Raw genomic sequence first — 19,917 nt, forward strand, 5'->3', positions numbered from 1 at the left:
TGAAACCGATGGGTTTAATAAAAAAATTCAAAGATTATTTTTTAGAGGAAGACTATGAGGAGTATGAAGAAGAATATGAAGAGGAATATGGGGAAGTGGAAGAAGCGCATCCGCCTGCAAAGGGAAATGCAAAAGCGAATGTCGTAAGCTTGCAAAGCGTGCAAAAGTCATCGAAAGTCATATTAATTGAGCCGCGGGCATACGCGGAGGCGCAGGAAATCGCCGATCATTTAAAAAACCGGCGCGCGGTGATTGTCAATTTACAGCGGATTCAGCACGAGCAGGCGAAACGAATCGTCGACTTTTTAAGCGGCACGGTATACGCGATTGGCGGCGATATTCAGCAAGTCGGCACGAAAATTTTTTTATGCACGCCAGACAACGTCGATGTCAGCGGCTCGATTTCGATTGATAGCGAGGACGATAGAACAATAAAGAGGTGGTAGCCGTTTATGGACAGCTTGCTTTGGTTTTTGACAACATTGATTCAAATTTATTCGTATGCGCTTATTATTTATATTTTGATGTCGTGGTTTCCAAACGCCCGCGACACGAAAATCGGGCAGATGCTAGCGGTGATTTGCGAGCCGTATTTAGAGCCGTTTCGCCGTATTATCCCGCCGATTGGGATGATTGATGTGTCGCCGATCGTCGCTTTTTTGGTGCTGGAATTTGCGACAAGGGGGCTGCATGCCTTGTTTTATATGTTAAATTTAGTGTAGGGGAATCCATAAGCGGGTTCCTTTCTTCATGAAAATTAAGGAGTGAACCAATGGAAATATATCAGCATTTTCGCAAGGAGGAGCATCATTTTATTGACCAGGTGCTTGAGTGGCAAGAAGCGGTCAAACGGCAGTACGCTCCTAAGCTCACCGATTTTTTAGATCCGCGCGAGCAGCAGATTGTCGAAAGCGTCATCGGCCGCGATGACGAAGTCCGCGTTTCCTTTTTCGGCGGCGCCCCGTTGGTGGAGCGGAAGCGGGCGCTTCTGTACCCGCCGTATTTTCAGCCGAGAGAAGAAGATTATGAAATTGCCTTATTTGAAGTCCATTATCCGAGCAAATTTGTCAGCTTGGAGCATCGGCAAGTGTTAGGGGCGCTGATGTCGCTTGGTTTAAGGCGTGGAAAATTTGGCGATATTTTGTGCAAAGAGGAACAAATACAATTTCTTGCGGCAAACGAGGTAGCGGAGTATGTCCGTCTTCATTTGCATGCAATCGGCAATGCGACAGTTTCGTTAGAACAAAAACCTCTTTCAGACATCCTGATGCTGGAAGAAACGTGGCAAGAGGCGCTGATTACCGTTTCGTCATTGCGGTTAGACGCGATCTTGTCCCAAGCTTTTCACGTCTCGCGGCAGAAAATGCAATCCGCTATTGAAAACGGGCTTGTCAAAGTCAATTGGAAAGTAATCGAGCAGTCGCATTTTGAATGCAGGCAAGGAGATGTTCTTTCGGCGCGCGGATTTGGCCGCTGTAAAATCATGGACATTGAGGGAAAGACAAAAAAAGAAAAGTGGCTTATCCGCATCGGCCTGCAAAAATAATCGAATAATGGCAGGAATTTATAGAGCAATGTCGAATGATAAGGAAAGGAACTATGCAAACGGAGGTGGCCATTGTGCCTTTAACGCCATTAGATATTCATAATAAAGAATTTAGCCGTGGGTTTCGCGGCTATAATGAAGATGAAGTTAATGAGTTTCTTGATCAAGTGATTAAAGACTACGAAATGGTGATTCGCGAAAAAAAGCAGCTGGAAGAAAAGGTAACGGAATTGACGGAAAAGCTCAATCACTTCACAAATATAGAGGAAACATTGAACAAATCGATTCTCGTCGCCCAAGAAACGGCGGAAGAAATAAAGCGCAACGCGGAAAGAGAAGCGAAGCTCATCATTAAAGAGGCGGAGAAAAACGCGGAGCGCATCATTAGCGAGGCGCTGGCGAAGTCGCGGAAAATCGTGATGGAAATTGAAGATTTAAAGCGGCAGTCGAGAGTGCTTCGCACCCGTTTCCGCATGCTGGTCGAAGCACAGCTTGAAATGCTAAATAGCAGCGACTGGGACGATTTAATGGAATTTAAAGTACCGGAAGTGGATGCAGAAAAAAAAGAAGAGCTGTCGCAATCTTGACGGCAGCTGATTTTTTCGCATATAATATCCAATAAAACGGACATATGTACTGACGATGAAAGGGACAGTAGCTCTTTCACCGCTTATTACAGCGAGCTGGGGATGGTGGAAGCCCGGCATAAGCGAAAGAGTGAAGATCACCCTGGAGTTCCATGCCGAACGGAAAAGAAGTAGGCCATGGCGCGTCATTCACGTTACGAATGCAAAGTGGGCTATGTGATACATAGTCAATAAGGGTGGTACCGCGAGACCGTTCTCGTCCCTTTTTGGGAGAGGGCGGTTTTTTCTATTTTGCGATACGACCGCTTTTCTGATAAAAAAGGCGCTCTTTTACCGCCATGGCGGGGAGCCGTGGAAAAAGCGTCATTATCTGCTTCTGTCACGAACATATGGCAATGCCTTTTCGACATGGATGATAGATCATACGATACAAGGAGGAATGAATATGGATTATAAAGAAACGCTGTTAATGCCGCAGACCGACTTTCCGATGCGCGGCAATTTGCCAAAACGAGAGCCGGAAATGCAAAAGAAATGGGAAGAAATGGACATTTACCGCAAAGTGCAGGAGCGGACAAAAGGCCGACCGCTGTTTGTGCTTCATGACGGCCCGCCGTATGCCAACGGCGATATTCATATGGGGCATGCTTTAAATAAAATTTTAAAAGATATTATCGTCCGCTATAAATCAATGAGCGGCTATTGTGCACCATATGTTCCGGGCTGGGATACGCATGGCCTGCCGATTGAAACGGCGCTTGCGAAAAAAGGCGTCGACCGCAAATCGATGAGCGTTGCGGAATTCCGCAAGCTTTGCGAGCAATACGCCTACGAACAAATCGATAACCAGCGCAAGCAATTTAAGCGCCTTGGCGTGCGCGGCGACTGGGAAAACCCATATATTACGCTGAAACCGGAATATGAAGCACAGCAAATTAAAGTGTTTGGCGAAATGGCGAAAAAAGGGCTGATTTATAAGGGCTTAAAGCCGGTTTATTGGTCTCCGTCAAGCGAATCGGCATTGGCGGAAGCAGAAATTGAGTATAAGGACAAACGTTCACCATCGATTTATGTCGCGTTTCCGGTCAAAGATGGAAAAGGCGTATTGGATGGAGACGAAAAAATTGTGATCTGGACGACGACGCCATGGACGATCCCAGCCAACTTGGCGATCGCGGTTCATCCGGATTTGGCCTATCAAGTCGTGGAAACGAACGGCCAAAAATACGTTGTTGCCGCCGCATTGCTAGAGGCAGTTGCCAAAGAAATCGGCTGGGATGAGTGGAATGTGGTAAAAACGATCAAAGGCAAAGATTTAGAGTACGTCGTGGCCAAACATCCGTTTTATGACCGCGATTCTTTAATCGTCTGCGGGGAACATGTAACGACAGACGCCGGTACGGGCTGCGTCCACACCGCGCCTGGACATGGGGAAGACGACTTTATCGTTGGGCAAAAATACGGTCTCGGCGTGCTCTGCCCGGTTGATGAGCGCGGCTATATGACGAGCGAAGCGCCAGGCTTTGAAGGAATGTTTTACGATGAGGCAAACAAAGCGATTACACAAAAATTAGAGGAAGTCGGTGCGCTGTTAAAGCTTGGGTTTATTACGCACTCGTATCCGCACGACTGGCGTACGAAACAACCGACGATTTTCCGAGCGACAACACAGTGGTTTGCATCCATTGATAAAATCCGCGGTGAATTGCTCCAAGCCATTAAAGAAACAAAATGGATTCCGGAATGGGGTGAAATCCGCATCCATAATATGATCCGCGATCGCGGCGACTGGTGCATTTCCCGTCAGCGTGCATGGGGCGTGCCGATTCCGGTCTTTTACGGAGAAAACGGCGAGCCGATCATTACCGATGAAACGATCGAGCACGTATCGAATTTATTCCGCCAATATGGTTCGAATGTTTGGTTTGAACGCGAAGCAAAAGACTTGCTGCCGGAAGGATTTACCCATCCGTCCAGCCCGAACGGCATCTTTACGAAAGAAACAGACATTATGGACGTATGGTTTGATTCCGGTTCTTCGCATCAAGCGGTTCTTGTAGAACGTGAGGATTTGCAGCGCCCGGCCGATTTATACTTAGAAGGTTCGGACCAATACCGGGGCTGGTTTAACTCGTCGCTGTCCACGGCGGTTGCTGTTACCGGAAAAGCACCGTATAAAGCGGTGTTAAGCCATGGTTTTGTTCTTGACGGCGAAGGTCGGAAAATGAGCAAGTCGCTTGGCAACGTGGTCGTGCCGGCGAAAGTAATGGAACAGCTTGGCGCCGACATTTTGCGGCTTTGGGTCGCTTCCGTCGATTATCAAGCTGACGTTCGTATTTCTGACAGCATTTTAAAACAAGTTTCCGAAGTGTATCGCAAAATTCGCAATACATTCCGCTTTATGCTCGGCAACTTGTTTGACTTTAACCCGGAAACCGATGCCGTTTCGGTGAACGAATTGCGCGAAGTCGACCGCTATATGCTCGCTAAATTAAACCGGTTGATTGAAAAAGTAAAACATTCATACGAAACGTATGATTTTGCGGCGATTTACCATGATGTGAACCACTTCTGCACTGTCGATTTAAGCGCGTTTTATTTAGATTTTGCCAAGGATATTTTATATATTGAAGCAGCCAATGACCGCGCCCGCCGTTCGATTCAAACGGTCTTATACGAAACGGTTGTCGCGTTGACGAAGCTGGTTGCGCCGATTTTGCCGCATACGGCTGATGAAGTATGGGAGCACATTCCAAACCGGAAAGAAAAAGTGGAAAGCGTTCAGCTTGTCGATATGCCGGAGCCGGTGGCGCTCGATGGCGAAGACGAGTTGATCGCCAAATGGGATGCGTTTATGAACTTGCGCGATGATGTGCTTAAAGCGCTCGAGGTGGCGCGCAATGAAAAAGTGATTGGCAAATCGCTGACCGCAAGCGTCGTCGTGTATCCGAAAAAAGAAGCGCGCCAGCTTTTACAATCGATTGAAGAAGATTTAAAACAGCTGTTTATTGTATCCAAGTTTGCGATTGCAGAAGATTATGAAAACGCTCCGGAAGATGCGCAAAAATTGACCAATGTGGCCGTCATCGTCAAACCGGCGGAAGGAGAAACATGTGAGCGCTGCTGGGTGGTGACGCCGGAAGTAGGAAAAGATGCGGATCACCCGACTTTATGTCCGCGCTGCGCCCATATTGTGAAAGAACATTATTCCGCCTAAAGCTGGCGGAGCTGCCGAATTGCGGCGGCTCCGCTGTTTTTTATCGCATCATCCAATTGTCTATCATTGCCTGATTATGCTACAATGCATTAGGTATGAGGAGGTATAAGCAGTTTGTTAAACATCTATAAATTAAATATCTCCTGTTATTCGGTGTGGAGAGGTGGATGTTCTCCATCTTTTCCATCGTCTCCTGTCTTTTGATAAAAAATCATCTCCTCCTTCCTCATGGAAAAAGGAAAGGAAGAAGATTTAGCGAATATATGTTCTTAAGGATCCAAACAAGGGGGAAGGCAAGGGGATGAAAACGGTTCGAGGGATGAAATCGTTTCCTATGATGAACCACAACTTCGTTTATTAGATGAGCTGATGCGCGTCTTTGGTTCCGCGAAGCGATACGCGTTCAATTGTTTACTGGATGGATGAAACGCCAAAGACATCATTAAGCACCTTCCGCGCCAATTTCGGCTCAACAAACGGTTTGCCGAAGATGCGGTCCTGCTTGCTCAATCACTGATTTCTTCCCAACGTGAACTGCTTCCAATGCGACTAGAGGATGTGCGGGCGAATAAACGAAACGACATCGTTGGAGAAACCGTACGAGACGTGTATGACTGGCTGCTTCAAGAGAATGTTGGGTCAGTGGTCATCGAAAACATCCAACTAAGACAGCGGCACGATACAAACAAACGATTCCATCGCTTGACCCATCATTTCAACAAGAAAAAACTGACGGAAATGATCCTTCGTCGGGGCTTAAGGCTTGGGTTTCGCGTCAAAAAAGTAAATCTGGCGTACACCAGCGTCATCGGACGTTTCCAATATAGGAAAAGTATGGGTTATCCGTCCATGAAGCGCCGCTTCGATTGGTAAACGGGGATTAGGGTATCGTGAACGGTTGCCAAAAGAACTCGTGTACACCATAAAAACGAAAGTGAAACGCCATTTGGTTGCCGTTTTAGGGTCGATGGAAGAATCTACAAGCAATCAAAAAGCGGAACGAAACAACGCCAATATATCGCGATGATGTTACGCAAAATCGAGAACTTCAAAGAGGAACATGAATGGTCGTTATGGAATATCCTGCGCAAATTCTGCTGGCTGAACCAGTACCAAATTCAACTGAAGGAGGTGTAGACCTGGTTGCTAAAATCGTTGTCGTGTACGGACCGATGGAAGGAATGGTGCGCGACAGGCGATGTCGCTGACAGCGAGCCACGGGTTGTCTTTCACAATAGGTGAATGACAAGGGATTTCCCTTCCCGATGGAACTCAGGTGTTTCCTGAGCGGCAAGCAGTTTTGCTGGTTCCATCGCGATGTGTCGGTTTTTTTTATAGATTTTAGTAACCAGGTAATATGGTGATATACTATATCATTGCACTGGCGGTCATCGCCATCGACCAATGGACAAAATGGCTTGTAGTAAAGTATATGAGGCTTGGGGAAAGCATCCCCATTATTCCAAACGTGCTTTACATTACCTCCCATCGCAACCGGGGCGCAGCGTGGGGAATTTTGCAAGGACAGTTTTGGCTGTTTTATTTGATCACCGTTATTGTTGTCATCGGACTCATTGTGTATATCCAACGCTTGCCGCGCGGAGAAAGATTGTTTGGCGTTGCCCTTGGCTTGATGCTCGGCGGGGCGATCGGCAATTTTATTGACCGTCTTTTCCGCAAGGAAGTGGTCGATTTTATCCATGCGTATATTGGTACATATAGCTTTCCTGTATTTAATATTGCCGATTCAGCGCTGACGATTGGCGTTGCTCTTCTTTTTATCAAAATGTTTTTCTTTACGACATCGGAAAAGGAGAATCAGTAAATGGAAGTCGTACAGTTTCACATTGACGAAGAATACGACAACGAACGCATTGACAAGGTCATTGCCGCGTTAAATGAAGAATGGTCGCGTTCGAAAGTACAGCAGTGGATCAAAAACGGGCTTGTCACCGTCAATGATCGGTCTGTGAAAGCCAATTATAAATGCGAAGCAGGGGATGTGGTCGTCATCCGCCTGCCGGAGCCGGAGCCGCTTCATGTCGAGCCGGAGCCGATTCCGCTTGATATTTATTATGAGGACGCGGATGTGCTGGTGGTGAATAAACCGCGCGGCATGGTCGTCCATCCGGCTCCCGGGCATATGCGCGGCACGCTCGTCAATGCTTTGCTTGCTCATTGCACCGATTTGTCCGGCATTAACGGCGTGCTTCGTCCAGGCATTGTTCATCGTATTGATAAAGATACATCCGGTTTGTTGATGGTGGCGAAAAATGACGTTGCGCATCAGTCGCTTGTTGACCAGCTCGTGAAAAAAACGGTGACGCGCAAATATAAGGCGATTGTCCATGGCGTCATTCCGCACGACTATGGTACAATCGACGCGCCGATCGGCCGCGATAAACGAGACCGTAAAAAAATGGCGGTCACCGAAGAAAACGGAAAAGAAGCAGTCACTCATTTTCGTGTGCTCGAACGCTTTCGACACTATACGTTTATCGAATGCCAGCTGGAAACAGGCAGAACGCACCAAATTCGCGTCCATATGAAATATATCGGCTATCCGCTTGCCGGCGACCCGCAATACGGACCGAAAAAGACGCTGCCGATCGACGGGCAGGCGCTGCATGCCGGCGTGCTCGGATTTACTCATCCGCGCACCGGCGAATATTTGGAATTTGAGGCGCCGCTTCCACCCGAATTTGAAGCAATTTTACAATGGCTGCAAAAAAATGATTGACAACTTCAGCGCGAACACATACAATGAACTCAGGTGAATAAGAACCTTTAAATTCAGTCCTGTGAGGCTGAGAAGGGGTCGGATGAAGGAAATAAAAATCGTGGCATGTCCTTGTTGTGCGTGTACGAACGGTTCCTCTCGCTTCTCAGGCGGGAGGATTTTTTTGTGGAGGTGAATCGACGTGCAAAAGGCTGTCGTGATGGATGAACAGGCGATCCGCCGCGCACTGACGCGCATTGCTCATGAAATTATCGAACGCAACAAAGGGATTGACGATTGTGTGTTAATCGGCATTAAAACGCGCGGCATCTATTTAGCGAGACGGCTGGCGGAACGGATTGAACAAATTGAGGGTAGTTCCATTCCAGTCGGCGAATTGGATATCACCTTGTATCGCGATGATTTAACGGTCAAAACAGCAGATCACGAGCCGCTGGTGAAAGGAACGAATGTACCGTTTGAGGTGACCGATAAAAAAGTTATCTTAGTCGATGATGTGCTGTTTACAGGACGAACAGTGCGCGCGGCGATGGATGCGGTGATGGACCTCGGACGTCCTGCACGAATTCAGCTTGCGGTGTTGGTGGACCGCGGCCATCGCGAACTGCCGATTCGCGCTGATTTCGTCGGCAAAAATGTGCCGACTTCGAGTTCGGAAATGATTGTCGTTGAGCTAACGGAAGTTGATGAGCTGGACCAAGTGAGCATTCATGAAAAGTAAATGTCATCCCTTTTAAGCGCAGTCCCGTGAGGCTGCAAAAGGGCAGAATAGGGGCTTGGACTATCTCTGTACCCTCTTTGCACCTTCATGGGCAAAGAGGGTTTTTTTATGCAAAACGAGAAAGGAGTTTGCGAATGATGAACAAACCGGTATTGGATATTCAAGATCGGCCATCGACCATGCAATGGCTTACGCTTAGTCTGCAGCATTTATTCGCCATGTTCGGGGCGACGATTTTAGTACCTTATTTAGTAGGATTAAGCCCGTCGATCGCCCTTATTACGAGCGGGTTGGGGACGCTTGCCTTCCTAATCATTACAAAATGGCAAGTACCTGCCTATCTTGGCTCTTCCTTCGCCTTTATTTCACCGATTATCGCGGCGAAAACGGCAGGCGGACCGGGAAAAGCAATGATCGGTAGCTTTCTAGCCGGACTCGTGTACGGCATCGTTGCTCTTGTCATTAAAAAAGCAGGCTACCGCTGGATTATGAAGCTGTTGCCGCCGATTGTCGTCGGGCCGGTGATTATCGTAATCGGCCTCGGGCTGGCAAACACGGCAGTGGGCATGGCAATGAACAATCCTGACGGCAAATACAGCTTCACGTACTTTTCGGTCGCGCTTGTCACACTGGCGGCAACGATCGTCTGCTCCGTGTTTTTGCGCGGCGTGCTCAGCCTAGTTCCGGTATTAGCCGGAATTATCGTCGGCTATATATATGCTCTTATCATCGGGGTGGTCGACTTCACGAAAGTTACGCAAGCAAAATGGTTTGAAGTGCCGGATTTCCTCCTGCCATTTATCGATTATCCAGTTCACATCACATGGGATATTGTCATGCTGATGGTGCCGGTAGCGGTCGTGACGCTATCGGAACATATCGGACACCAGTTTGTCTTAAGTAAAGTCGTCGGGCGCGATCTTATTCAAAAACCGGGATTGCATCGCTCGATTTTAGGAGACGGAACGGCAACGATGATTTCCGCGCTGCTCGGCGGTCCGCCGAAAACAACGTACGGCGAAAACATCGGAGTGCTGGCGATCACGCGCGTATACAGCGTCTACGTGCTCGCCGGAGCGGCGGTGATTGCAATTATCTTCGGCTTTGTCGGCAAAGTCACCGCGCTGATCAGTTCGATCCCAACTCCGGTCATGGGCGGCGTGTCGATCTTGTTGTTCGGAATTATCGCCTCCTCCGGTTTGCGCATGCTTGTCGATAGCCGCATCGATTTCGGGGATAAACGCAACTTAGTCATTTCTTCTGTTATCTTGGTCATTGGAATCGGCGGAGCCGTCTTAAAAATAACCGATGGGTTTCAAATCCAAGGAATGGCGCTGGCGGCGATTTGCGGTGTCATCTTAAACCTTATTTTGCCAGGACGACCGGAAGTACAAGAAAACATGTTTGAAGTGGAAATGGAAGAAAACAATGACCATGTTGCATAATGACACCTTTTAATTAAGTCCAGAGAGACCTAAAAGGGTGTTACGACGAGAAGGAAAAAGGGTAGGCCGTTGTCTGGAAAGCCGATGGCTGTTTTCTGTCCCCTTTTTGCGAACGGTGTAACACCCTGTCTCTAGGCAGGGTGTTTTTTATGAGAAATCAAGCAAAGGAGCGAAAGCCATGACGCATTTGTTTACATTATCCGAACTGTCCGTCACGGAAATTATGCGATTATTAGAGGATGCGGAGCAATTTAGAAAAGGCCGTTTTTGGCGTCCATCTGAACCAATGTTTATCGCCAACTTGTTTTTCGAACCAAGCACACGGACAAAATGCAGCTTTGAAATGGCGGAGCGGAAACTAGGGCTTCACGTCATTCCGTTTGATGCGGATATGTCGAGCGTGCAAAAAGGGGAAACGCTGTACGATACGGTCCGCACGCTTGAGTCCATCGGGGTGAACGCCGTTGTCATTCGCCATTGGGAAGACGCGTATTTTGAATCTCTCCGCCATTCGATTCGCATCCCAATCATTAACGCCGGGGATGGCTGCGGGCATCATCCGACGCAATCGCTTTTAGATTTGCTTACTATACGACAAGAGTTTGGCACGTTTTCCGGGTTAACGGTGGCCATTATTGGTGATATCCGCCACAGCCGCGTCGCTCGCTCGAACGCGGAAGTGTTGACAAGATTGGGGGCAAAAGTGCTGTTTTCAAGCCCAGAAGCATGGAAAGACGAGGCAAATCCATATGGAATGTATGTCGATATTGATAAGGCGGTGGAAGCGGCGGACGTTGTCATGCTGCTGCGCATCCAGCATGAACGTCACGCGGAAAAAATGGGGCTGACGAAAGAACAGTATCACAAACGGTACGGATTAACGGTAGAGCGGGCTAAACGCATGAAACGTACGAGTGTGATTCTCCACCCCGCGCCGGTCAATCGCGATGTTGAAATCGAAAGCAGTCTTGTGGAATCGGAACGTTCCCGCATTTTTAAGCAAATGGAAAACGGCGTTTATGTACGGATGGCGGTGCTAAAACGAGCAATAGAAGGGAGAATGAAAAATGGCGATTATATTAAAAAATGGCATGTCGTTCAATAACGATGGCGTACTCGAGCGGATCGAGCTGAAAATCGAAAACGGCGTCATTGCCGCGATGGACCGTGAGATACAGAGCGAAAGAACGGATGAAGTCATCGATGTGCAAGGCAAGCTCATTTCTGCAGGATTGATCGATTTGCATGTTCATTTGCGCGAACCAGGCGGTGAAGCGAAAGAAACGATTGCAACCGGAACGCTGGCGGCGGCGAAAGGCGGTTTTACGACGGTGGCGGCGATGCCAAACACCAATCCGGTGCCCGATACGAAAGAACAAATGGAATGGCTTTGCGGCCGGATTCGCGATGCCGCCTATGTCAATGTACTTCCATATGCAGCGATTACTGTGCGCCAGCAAGGTGAAGAACTGACTGATTTCGCCGCATTAAAAGAAGCAGGCGCGTTCGCCTTTACCGACGACGGCGTCGGCGTGCAGTCGGCCGGCATGATGTATGAAGCGATGAAGCGCGCCGCTATGCTAGATATGGCGATTGTCGCCCATTGCGAAGATAATACATTAATCAATCACGGGATTGTTCATGATGGCGAATTTGCGCGCCGCTACAAACTTAACGGCATTCCGTCCGTGTGCGAGTCGGTACATATCGCGCGCGACGTGCTGTTGGCGGAAGCAACAGGCTGTCACTATCATGTGTGCCACATCAGCACAAAAGAATCGGTGCGCATCGTCCGCGATGCGAAGCGGGCGGGCATTCGCGTCACCGCGGAAGTAACGCCGCACCATCTTCTTTTATGCGATGAAGATATTCCAGGTCCTGACGCAAATTATAAGATGAATCCGCCGCTGCGCAGCAAAGAAGACCGCGCGGCATTAATCGAGGGATTGCTTGATGGAACGATCGATTTTATCGCTACCGACCACGCACCGCATACGGAAGCGGAAAAACAAAAAGGAATCCACGCTGCCCCATTTGGCATTGTCGGCTTGGAAACGGCGTTTCCGCTTCTTTACACTCATTTGGTCGAAACGAATATGTTAACGCTAAAACAGCTCATCGATTTGCTGACGGTGAAGCCGGCTGAATGCTTCGGCCTGCCGCTTGGAAAACTTGCCGTTGGCGAGCGGGCGGATATTACAGTAATCGATTTAGAGGCCGAAGAAACGATTGATCCACAAACGTTTGCATCGAAAGGAAAAAATACGCCATTTGCCGGCTGGACGTGCAAAGGCTGGCCGGTGATGACGTTTGTCGATGGAAAACTAGTTTGGCGGAAAGGAAGAGAGTAAATGAAACGACAACTTGTACTGGAAGATGGTTCGTTCTTTATCGGGGAGGCGTTCGGCAGTACGGAAAAAACGATCGGCGAAGTAGTGTTTAATACGGGAATGACCGGGTATCAGGAAATTTTAACAGATCCTTCGTATTGCGGGCAAATCGTGACGATGACTTATCCGCTCATCGGCAACTACGGCATTAACCGCGATGATTTTGAATCGATTGAACCGCATATTCACGGGCTGATCGTCAAGGAAGTATGCGATGTGCCATCGAACTGGCGAAACGAGATGACGCTTGACCAATATTTAAAAGAAAAAAAGATTCCTGGTTTAGCAGGGATTGATACGCGTAAATTGACGCGCATCATCCGCCAGTACGGGACGTTGAAAGGGATGATTTGCGACTTGGATGTCAGCGTGCAAGAGATTGTCGAATACTTGAAAACAACGGCGCTGCCGCGCGACCAGGTCAAACGCGTCTCAACGAAAAGCGCGTATCCGAGCCCAGGACGGGGCTACCGCGTCGTCCTCGTTGACTTCGGCATGAAACACGGCATTTTGCGCGAGCTGAACAAACGGAATTGCGACGTCATCGTCTTGCCATACAACGCAACCGCGGAACAAGTCCTTTGTTTGCATCCAGATGGGGTGATGCTCTCAAACGGCCCTGGCGATCCGAAAGATGTGCCGGAAGCGATTGAAATGATTCGAGGAATTCTTGGAAAAGTGCCGATTTTCGGCATCTGCCTCGGCCATCAGCTGTTCGCGCTCGCCTGCGGAGCCGACACGGAAAAAATGAAATTCGGCCATCGCGGTTCGAACCATCCGGTGAAGCATTTGACGACGGGAAAAGTGGCGATCACTTCGCAAAACCACGGCTATACCGTAAAAAAAGAATCATTGCCGCACACAAGATTAGAAGTAACGCACATCGCTTTAAACGACGGCACGATTGAAGGATTGCGCCATCTTGATTATCCGGCGTTTACGGTGCAGTATCATCCGGAAGCATCACCTGGTCCTGAGGACTCCAACTCGTTATTTGATGAGTTTATCGTGATGATTCGCGAGTTTAAAAAGAAAGGGGAAATCGTCCATGCCTAAACGCCAAGATATCGAAACGATTTTAGTGATCGGTTCCGGACCGATTGTCATCGGCCAAGCGGCAGAGTTTGATTATGCGGGAACGCAGGCGTGCCTTGCGCTAAAGGAAGAAGGGTATAAAGTCATTTTAGTCAATTCCAATCCGGCCACAATCATGACCGATACGGAAATTGCCGACAAAGTGTATATGGAGCCGCTTACGTTTGAGTTTGTATCCCGCATTATTCGCAAAGAACGCCCGGACGCGATTTTGCCGACGCTTGGCGGACAGACGGGATTGAACTTAGCAGTCGAGCTTGCCAAAGCGGGAGTGCTTGCAGAATGCGGTGTCGAAATATTGGGAACAAAACTCGATGCGATTGAAAAAGCGGAAGATCGCGAGCAATTCCGCGCACTCATGAACGAACTCGGCGAACCGGTTCCAGAAAGCGAAATTATTCATAGTTTAGAAGAAGCGTACGCTTTTGTTGAAAAAGTCGGCTATCCCGTCATTGTCCGCCCAGCGTTTACGCTCGGCGGCACCGGCGGGGGCATCTGCGCGAACGAGGAAGAATTGATCGATATCGTTTCGACTGGATTAAAACTAAGCCCGGTGCATCAATGTTTGTTGGAAAAAAGCATCGCCGGCTATAAAGAAATCGAGTATGAAGTGATGCGCGACGCAAACGATAACGCGATCGTCGTCTGCAACATGGAAAATATTGATCCGGTCGGCATCCATACGGGTGATTCGATTGTCGTCGCCCCAAGCCAGACGTTAAGCGACCGCGAATATCAATTGCTGCGCAACGCATCGCTCCGCATTATTCGCGCCCTTGGCATCGAAGGAGGCTGCAACGTGCAGCTGGCACTGGACCCGCATAGCTTCCATTATTACGTCATTGAAGTGAATCCGCGCGTCAGCCGCTCATCGGCGCTCGCATCGAAAGCGACCGGCTACCCGATCGCCAAGCTCGCCGCGAAAATTGCCGTCGGTTTAACGTTAGATGAAATTATCAACCCGGTTACGGGTAAAACGTACGCTTGCTTTGAACCGGCGCTCGATTATGTCGTGACGAAAATTCCACGCTTTCCGTTCGATAAATTTGAATCGGCGAATCGTCATCTTGGTACGCAAATGAAAGCGACAGGCGAAGTAATGGCGATCGGCCGGACGTTCGAGGAATCGCTGTTAAAAGCGGTGCGTTCTTTAGAGATAGGCGTTTACCACCTGGAACTCAAGGATGCGGAAAACATCCCGGATGAAGTAATGGAAAAGCGGATTCGCAAAGCTGGAGACGAACGTCTCTTCTATATCGCCGAAGCGCTTCGCCGCGGCTTTACTGTCGAGCAAATTCGCGAATGGAGCCAAATCGACCACTTTTTCTTAACCAAAATCGAAAACATCATCCGTTACGAAACGGTCATCCGTGACCATGCAGGGGATATCGAAGTGCTGCGGAAAGCAAAAGAAATGGGCTTTTCCGATGTAGCCATCGCCAAGCTCTGGAACATAAGCGAGCGCGGCGTGTATGAGATGCGTAAACAAGCAGGAATCCTTCCTGTATATAAGATGGTGGATACGTGCGCGGCGGAATTTGAATCAGAAACACCGTATTACTATAGCACGTACGAAGATGAAAACGAATCGACCGTCACCACCCGCGAAAGCGTCGTGGTGCTGGGATCGGGACCGATTCGCATCGGACAAGGCATTGAATTCGATTATGCAACCGTTCATTCTGTCTGGGCGATTAAAGAAGCGGGCTATGAAGCGATTATTATTAACAACAACCCGGAAACGGTGTCGACAGATTTCAGCATCTCCGACAAGTTATATTTTGAGCCGCTTACGATTGAAGATGTCATGCATGTCATTGACTTAGAGAAGCCAGTTGGAGTCATCGTCCAATTCGGCGGCCAGACGGCGATTAACCTAGCGGCGGAATTAGCGGCGCGCGGCGTCCGCATTTTAGGAACGTCGCTGGAGGATTTAGACCGTGCCGAAGACCGTGACAAATTTGAACAAATGTTATCAGAGCTAGGGATTCCAAAGCCGGAAGGGAAAACGGCCTTTTCCGTTGAAGAGGCGGTGCGGATTGCTGAAGAAATCGGCTATCCGGTGCTCGTTCGTCCATCGTACGTGCTTGGCGGCCGCGCAATGGAAATCGTCTATCAAGAAGAGGAACTATTGCATTACATGGAAAACGCCGTCAGAGTCAACCCGCAACACCCGGTGCTCATTGACCGCTATTTAATCGGAAAGGAAATCGAAGTGGACGCGGTTTCCGACGGAGAAACGGTGTTGGTCCCGGGAATTATGGAACATATCGAGCGGGCCGGCGTTCACTCGGGAGATTCGATCGCCGTTTATCCGCCGCAAACGTTAACGAAGGACATCAAGCAAAAAATCGTCGATTGCACGGTCAAATTGGCGCGGGGACTGCGCATTGTCGGACTGTTAAACATTCAGTTTGTCATGTACCAAGGAGAGATATATGTTCTTGAAGTCAATCCGCGTTCAAGCCGCACGGTGCCGTTTTTAAGCAAAATTACCGGCGTGCCGATGGCAAACATCGCGACGAAAGTCATTTTAGGCGCGAAGCTCGCGGAACTGGGCTATGAAACGGGTTTGAAACAAGAAAGCGAAGGCGTATACGTGAAAGCGCCGGTCTTCTCGTTTGCCAAACTGCGCAACGTCGATATTTCGCTCGGTCCAGAAATGAAATCAACCGGCGAAGTGATCGGCAAAGACGTCACCTTTGAAAAAGCGTTATATAAAGGGTTAGTCGCTTCGGGAATCCATATTCGTCCATACGGTGCTGTCTTATTGACTGTTGCAGATAAAGATAAAGAAGACGCGGTGGAAATTGCAAGACGTTTCCATCAAATTGGCTATCAGCTGCTGGCGACAAACGGTACGGCAGAAGCGTTAAAAGCGGCGGACATTCCGGTAACCGTCGTCAATAAAATCCATTTGGCATCACCAAACATTTTAGATGTCATTCGCCAAGGGAAAGCGCAAGTCGTCATCAACACGCTGACGAAAGGAAAGCAGCCGGAAAGCGACGGCTTCCGCATCCGCCGCGAAGCGGTCGAAAACGGCATTCCATGTTTAACTTCGCTCGATACGGCGCGGGCGATGCTGCAAGTCATCGAATCGATGACATTTTCGACAACGGCGATGACGCAAGGGCTGGTGCATGTGTGATGAAACGTGAACACATGACGGTTGTCCGTCACGAACAGATTGCGAAAAACATTTACGAGATCACGTTAAGCGGCCATTTAGTCGAGGAAATGAATGCACCGGGCCAATTTGTCCATGTGAAAGTAACTTCGCAGACGGCTCCGCTGTTGCGACGTCCGCTTAGCCTTTGCCGTATCGACAAGAAGGCGTGTGAATGCACGCTTATTTATCGAAAAGAAGGCATCGGAACCACCTTGCTTTCGGAAAAACGGCCGGGGGAAACAGTCGATGTGCTCGGCCCGCTCGGAAACGGATTTCCGCTTGACGCTGTAGAAAAAGGACAGCGTGCGCTCCTTGTCGGCGGAGGCGTCGGCATTCCGCCGCTTTACGAATTAGCGAAACAGCTTGTTGAAAAAGGAGTTATCGTCACGAATGTGCTTGGATTCCAAACAAAAGACGCCGTCTTTTACGAACAGGAATTTTCTATGTTTGGCGAAACATATGTGGCGACGGTGGATGGTTCGTACGGAATAAAAGGGTTTGTCACCGATGTGATCGATCAGCGAGACATTTCATTTGACGTGCTGTACGCGTGCGGGCCAAAACCAATGTTAAAGGCGCTGGAACAAGCGTTTCCGCACAAAGAAGTATATCTTTCGCTGGAGGAGCGGATGGGCTGCGGCATCGGCGCGTGCTTTGCCTGCGTCTGCCGCGTCCCTGCCAGTGAAACGGCGTATAAAAAAGTATGCAGCGACGGTCCCGTGTTTAAAGCTGGGGAGGTGGTATTATGAACCGTTTGGCGGTTGAACTGCCGGGACTTTCGCTGAAAAATCCGGTGATGCCAGCGTCAGGCTGTTTCGGATTTGGCCGCGAATACGCACAATTTTATGATTTAAGCAAGCTTGGCGCGATTATGATCAAAGCGACAACAAAAGAACCTCGCTTTGGCAACCCAACGCCAAGGGTGGCGGAGACGCCAAGCGGGATGTTGAACGCGATCGGCCTGCAAAACCCCGGCTTGGAAAAAGTGATGGAAGAAGAGCTACCGTGGCTTGCGCAGTTTGACGTGCCGATTATTGCGAACATTGCCGGCTCGACGATGGAGGAATATGTAGAGGTTGCCAAACATATCTCCAAAGCGCCAAACGTTTGCGCGCTCGAGCTCAATATTTCCTGCCCGAACGTCAAAAAAGGCGGGATTGCGTTTGGCACCGTTCCGGAAATTGCCGCGGAATTGACGAAGCTCGTAAAAGAAGTTTCCGAAGTACCTGTCTATGTCAAGCTCTCGCCAAACGTCGCCAACATTGTCGAGATGGCGAAAGCGATCGAAGCGGCGGGCGCGGATGGGTTGACGATGATTAATACGCTTCTTGGCATGCGTATCGATGTGAAAACCGCCAAGCCGATTTTAGCGAACCGAACCGGAGGTTTATCGGGACCGGCGATTAAGCCAATCGCGGTTCGCATGATTTACGAAGTCAGCCAAGCTGTTTCGATCCCGATTATCGGCATGGGCGGCATTCAGTCGGCCGAAGATGTCATTGAATTTTTCTACGCCGGTGCCAGCGCCGTCGCGATTGGGACGGCGAATTTTATCGACCCGTTTGTCTGCCCAAACATTATCGCTGAACTGCCGGTATTGCTGGATAAGCTGGGAATCGGCCATATTTCCGAATGCACGGGAAGGAGCTGGAAAAAAGGTGAACGATCCATTTATTGTGGCGCTTGATTTTCCGACATTAGAGGAGGCAAAAACGTTTTTACAATCGTTTCCGAATAAATCGTTATTTCTAAAGGTCGGCATGGAATTATACTATCAAGAAGGTCCTGCGATCATCCATTACTTAAAAGAGCAAGGACACCGTATTTTCCTTGATTTAAAGCTGCACGACATCCCGAACACGGTTAAGCGCGCGATGAAAGGATTAGCCCGTTTCGGAGTCGACATTGTCAACGTTCACGCCGCTGGGGGAACGCGGATGATGGAAGCGGCGCTGGAAGGGCTAGAGGCGGGAACGCCAAGTGGAGCGCGCCGTCCATATTGCATTGCGGTCACGCAGCTGACAAGCACAAGCGAGCAAATGCTGCATCGCGAACTGTGGATTGACCGAACAATGGAAGAAACGGTGCTTCATTACGCGGCGCTGGCAAAACAAAGCGGGCTTGACGGCGTCGTCTGCTCGGCAAAGGAAGTGCCGCTTATTCGCAAGCATTGCGGAGAAGCCTTTTTGACCGTTGCCCCGGGCGTTCGTTTTGCCGATGACGAGAAAAATGACCAAGTCCGCGTCGTCACCCCATATGAAGCAAGAAAGCTTGGCGCAAGCTTTATCGTGGTTGGCCGAAGCATTACCCGTGCAGAAAATCCAGTTGCGGCTTACAAGCGCTTGCAGCAGGAGTGGAAGGGAGAAGAGAAGGAATGAAAAAAGAAATCGCCACACATTTACTCGAAATCGGTGCGGTATCGCTAGAGCCAAATGAACCGTTCACCTGGTCGTCTGGGTTGAAATCGCCGATTTATTGCGATAACCGTCTTACACTTGCGTATCCAAACGTGCGAAGCGCAATTGCTGACGGGCTCGCTGCACTCATTCACACCCATTTTCCAGATGCCGAAGTGATCGCCGGAACGGCAACGGCGGGAATTCCTCATGCCGCTTGGGTGAGCGAGCGTCTTAACTTGCCAATGTGCTACGTGCGCAGCCAAGCCAAAGGCCACGGAAAAGGAAAGCAGATTGAAGGAAAAGTGGAAAAAGGACAAAAGGTTGTGGTTGTCGAAGATTTGATTTCTACCGGGGGCAGCTCATTAAAGGCTGTTCGCTCCCTAAAAGAAGCGGGCTGCAATGTGTTTGGTGTCGTCGCTATCTTTACGTACGGACTGGAAAAAGCAAAACAAGCGTTTGCGGAAGAAAACGTTTCGATCTATACGTTGACCGATTATGACACGCTGATCGAGACCGCCGTTGCGTTAGGTTTCGTTACCGGACAAGATCTGGCAACGTTGCGCAAGTGGCGGGAAAACCCGGAGGAGTGGGGGAAATAAAACGGA

General features: G+C 49.2%; 19 protein-coding genes and 1 other annotated feature. All 19 genes read left to right on the forward strand.

Features of this window, described 5'->3' with window-relative positions; translation table 11 throughout:
* Positions 1–8: 8 nt before the first annotated feature.
* The 19 genes from HT574_RS02690 to pyrE all read left to right on the forward strand — a co-directional run bounded on the left by HT574_RS02690 (position 9) and on the right by pyrE (position 19,911).
* Complete coding sequence (locus tag HT574_RS02690) at positions 9–446, forward strand: cell division protein SepF (protein ID WP_017434717.1); 438 nt, start codon at positions 9–11, stop codon at positions 444–446.
* Between the two features lie 6 nt (positions 447–452).
* Entirely contained in the window at positions 453–722 is a 270-nt protein-coding gene (locus tag HT574_RS02695; protein WP_017434718.1) for a YggT family protein, read from the forward strand.
* A gap of 50 nt (positions 723–772) precedes the next feature.
* Complete coding sequence (locus tag HT574_RS02700; RefSeq protein ID WP_175243371.1) at positions 773–1,546, forward strand: YlmH family RNA-binding protein; 774 nt, start codon at positions 773–775, stop codon at positions 1,544–1,546.
* A 74-nt stretch (positions 1,547–1,620) separates the two neighbouring features.
* Entirely contained in the window at positions 1,621–2,133 is a 513-nt protein-coding gene (locus HT574_RS02705) for a DivIVA domain-containing protein (RefSeq protein WP_174407472.1), read from the forward strand.
* A gap of 46 nt (positions 2,134–2,179) precedes the next feature.
* Positions 2,180–2,400: a binding site (T-box leader), on the forward strand.
* Positions 2,401–2,578: 178 nt separating this feature from the next.
* Entirely contained in the window at positions 2,579–5,350 is a 2,772-nt protein-coding gene (gene ileS, locus HT574_RS02710; RefSeq protein WP_175243372.1) for an isoleucine--tRNA ligase, read from the forward strand.
* A 543-nt stretch (positions 5,351–5,893) separates the two neighbouring features.
* Positions 5,894–6,223, forward strand: a complete 330-nt coding sequence (locus tag HT574_RS19735) for an IS200/IS605 family accessory protein TnpB-related protein (protein WP_254698549.1) — start codon at positions 5,894–5,896, stop codon at positions 6,221–6,223.
* 25 nt (positions 6,224–6,248) lie between these two features.
* On the forward strand, positions 6,249–6,377 hold the full coding sequence (locus tag HT574_RS20170; RefSeq protein ID WP_256409837.1) for a hypothetical protein: 129 nt from the start codon (positions 6,249–6,251) through the stop codon (positions 6,375–6,377).
* A 330-nt stretch (positions 6,378–6,707) separates the two neighbouring features.
* Positions 6,708–7,175, forward strand: a complete 468-nt coding sequence (gene lspA, locus HT574_RS02720; RefSeq protein ID WP_175243373.1) for a signal peptidase II — start codon at positions 6,708–6,710, stop codon at positions 7,173–7,175.
* Entirely contained in the window at positions 7,176–8,090 is a 915-nt protein-coding gene (locus HT574_RS02725) for an RluA family pseudouridine synthase (RefSeq protein WP_175243374.1), read from the forward strand.
* A 181-nt stretch (positions 8,091–8,271) separates the two neighbouring features.
* Entirely contained in the window at positions 8,272–8,811 is a 540-nt protein-coding gene (gene pyrR / locus HT574_RS02730) for a bifunctional pyr operon transcriptional regulator/uracil phosphoribosyltransferase PyrR (RefSeq protein ID WP_175243375.1), read from the forward strand.
* A gap of 137 nt (positions 8,812–8,948) precedes the next feature.
* Entirely contained in the window at positions 8,949–10,256 is a 1,308-nt protein-coding gene (locus HT574_RS02735) for a solute carrier family 23 protein (protein ID WP_305798064.1), read from the forward strand.
* A gap of 178 nt (positions 10,257–10,434) precedes the next feature.
* Positions 10,435–11,361 (forward strand): aspartate carbamoyltransferase catalytic subunit, encoded by a 927-nt coding sequence (locus tag HT574_RS02740; protein WP_175243377.1) that lies wholly within the window; start codon positions 10,435–10,437, stop codon positions 11,359–11,361.
* On the forward strand, positions 11,324–12,607 hold the full coding sequence (locus HT574_RS02745) for a dihydroorotase (protein WP_175243378.1): 1,284 nt from the start codon (positions 11,324–11,326) through the stop codon (positions 12,605–12,607). The genes HT574_RS02740 and HT574_RS02745 overlap by 38 nt, the downstream gene beginning before the upstream one ends.
* Entirely contained in the window at positions 12,608–13,702 is a 1,095-nt protein-coding gene (locus HT574_RS02750) for a carbamoyl phosphate synthase small subunit (RefSeq protein ID WP_175243379.1), read from the forward strand.
* Entirely contained in the window at positions 13,695–16,892 is a 3,198-nt protein-coding gene (gene carB, locus HT574_RS02755; RefSeq protein ID WP_175243380.1) for a carbamoyl-phosphate synthase large subunit, read from the forward strand. The genes HT574_RS02750 and carB overlap by 8 nt, the downstream gene beginning before the upstream one ends.
* On the forward strand, positions 16,889–17,662 hold the full coding sequence (locus HT574_RS02760) for a dihydroorotate dehydrogenase electron transfer subunit (protein WP_175243381.1): 774 nt from the start codon (positions 16,889–16,891) through the stop codon (positions 17,660–17,662). Before carB ends, HT574_RS02760 begins: the two co-directional genes overlap by 4 nt.
* Positions 17,659–18,600: a dihydroorotate dehydrogenase gene (locus HT574_RS02765; protein WP_175243382.1), complete on the forward strand. Its 942-nt coding sequence runs from the start codon at positions 17,659–17,661 to the stop codon at positions 18,598–18,600. Before HT574_RS02760 ends, HT574_RS02765 begins: the two co-directional genes overlap by 4 nt.
* The gene (gene pyrF, locus HT574_RS02770) at positions 18,572–19,291 is read left to right on the forward strand and encodes an orotidine-5'-phosphate decarboxylase (RefSeq protein ID WP_175243383.1); all 720 of its coding nucleotides are present in this window, start codon (positions 18,572–18,574) and stop codon (positions 19,289–19,291) included. Before HT574_RS02765 ends, pyrF begins: the two co-directional genes overlap by 29 nt.
* Positions 19,288–19,911 carry an orotate phosphoribosyltransferase gene (gene pyrE / locus HT574_RS02775; RefSeq protein ID WP_175243384.1) on the forward strand — a complete coding sequence of 208 codons (624 nt, stop codon included), beginning with the start codon at positions 19,288–19,290 and terminating at the stop codon, positions 19,909–19,911. The genes pyrF and pyrE overlap by 4 nt, the downstream gene beginning before the upstream one ends.
* Positions 19,912–19,917 lie beyond the last annotated feature (6 nt).

The organism is Parageobacillus sp. VR-IP, from assembly GCF_013357975.1.
Taxonomy (GTDB): Bacteria; Bacillota; Bacilli; order Bacillales; family Anoxybacillaceae; genus Saccharococcus; species Saccharococcus caldoxylosilyticus.

Bases quoted from the DNA above. Each gene is read 5' to 3' on its own strand.
- HT574_RS02745 (WP_175243378.1), top strand. From the start codon at position 11,324: ATGGCGATTATATTAAAAAATGGCATGTCGTTCAATAACGATGGCGTA.
- ileS (WP_175243372.1), top strand. From the start codon at position 2,579: ATGGATTATAAAGAAACGCTGTTAATGCCGCAGACCGACTTTCCGATG.
- HT574_RS19735 (WP_254698549.1), top strand. From the start codon at position 5,894: ATGCGACTAGAGGATGTGCGGGCGAATAAACGAAACGACATCGTTGGA.
- HT574_RS02695 (WP_017434718.1), top strand. From the start codon at position 453: ATGGACAGCTTGCTTTGGTTTTTGACAACATTGATTCAAATTTATTCG.
- HT574_RS02735 (WP_305798064.1), top strand. From the start codon at position 8,949: ATGAACAAACCGGTATTGGATATTCAAGATCGGCCATCGACCATGCAA.
- HT574_RS02740 (WP_175243377.1), top strand. From the start codon at position 10,435: ATGACGCATTTGTTTACATTATCCGAACTGTCCGTCACGGAAATTATG.
- carB (WP_175243380.1), top strand. From the start codon at position 13,695: ATGCCTAAACGCCAAGATATCGAAACGATTTTAGTGATCGGTTCCGGA.
- HT574_RS02700 (WP_175243371.1), top strand. From the start codon at position 773: ATGGAAATATATCAGCATTTTCGCAAGGAGGAGCATCATTTTATTGAC.
- HT574_RS02690 (WP_017434717.1), top strand. From the start codon at position 9: ATGGGTTTAATAAAAAAATTCAAAGATTATTTTTTAGAGGAAGACTAT.
- HT574_RS02765 (WP_175243382.1), top strand. From the start codon at position 17,659: ATGAACCGTTTGGCGGTTGAACTGCCGGGACTTTCGCTGAAAAATCCG.
- lspA (WP_175243373.1), top strand. From the start codon at position 6,708: ATGGTGATATACTATATCATTGCACTGGCGGTCATCGCCATCGACCAA.
- HT574_RS02750 (WP_175243379.1), top strand. From the start codon at position 12,608: ATGAAACGACAACTTGTACTGGAAGATGGTTCGTTCTTTATCGGGGAG.
- HT574_RS02725 (WP_175243374.1), top strand. From the start codon at position 7,176: ATGGAAGTCGTACAGTTTCACATTGACGAAGAATACGACAACGAACGC.
- pyrE (WP_175243384.1), top strand. From the start codon at position 19,288: ATGAAAAAAGAAATCGCCACACATTTACTCGAAATCGGTGCGGTATCG.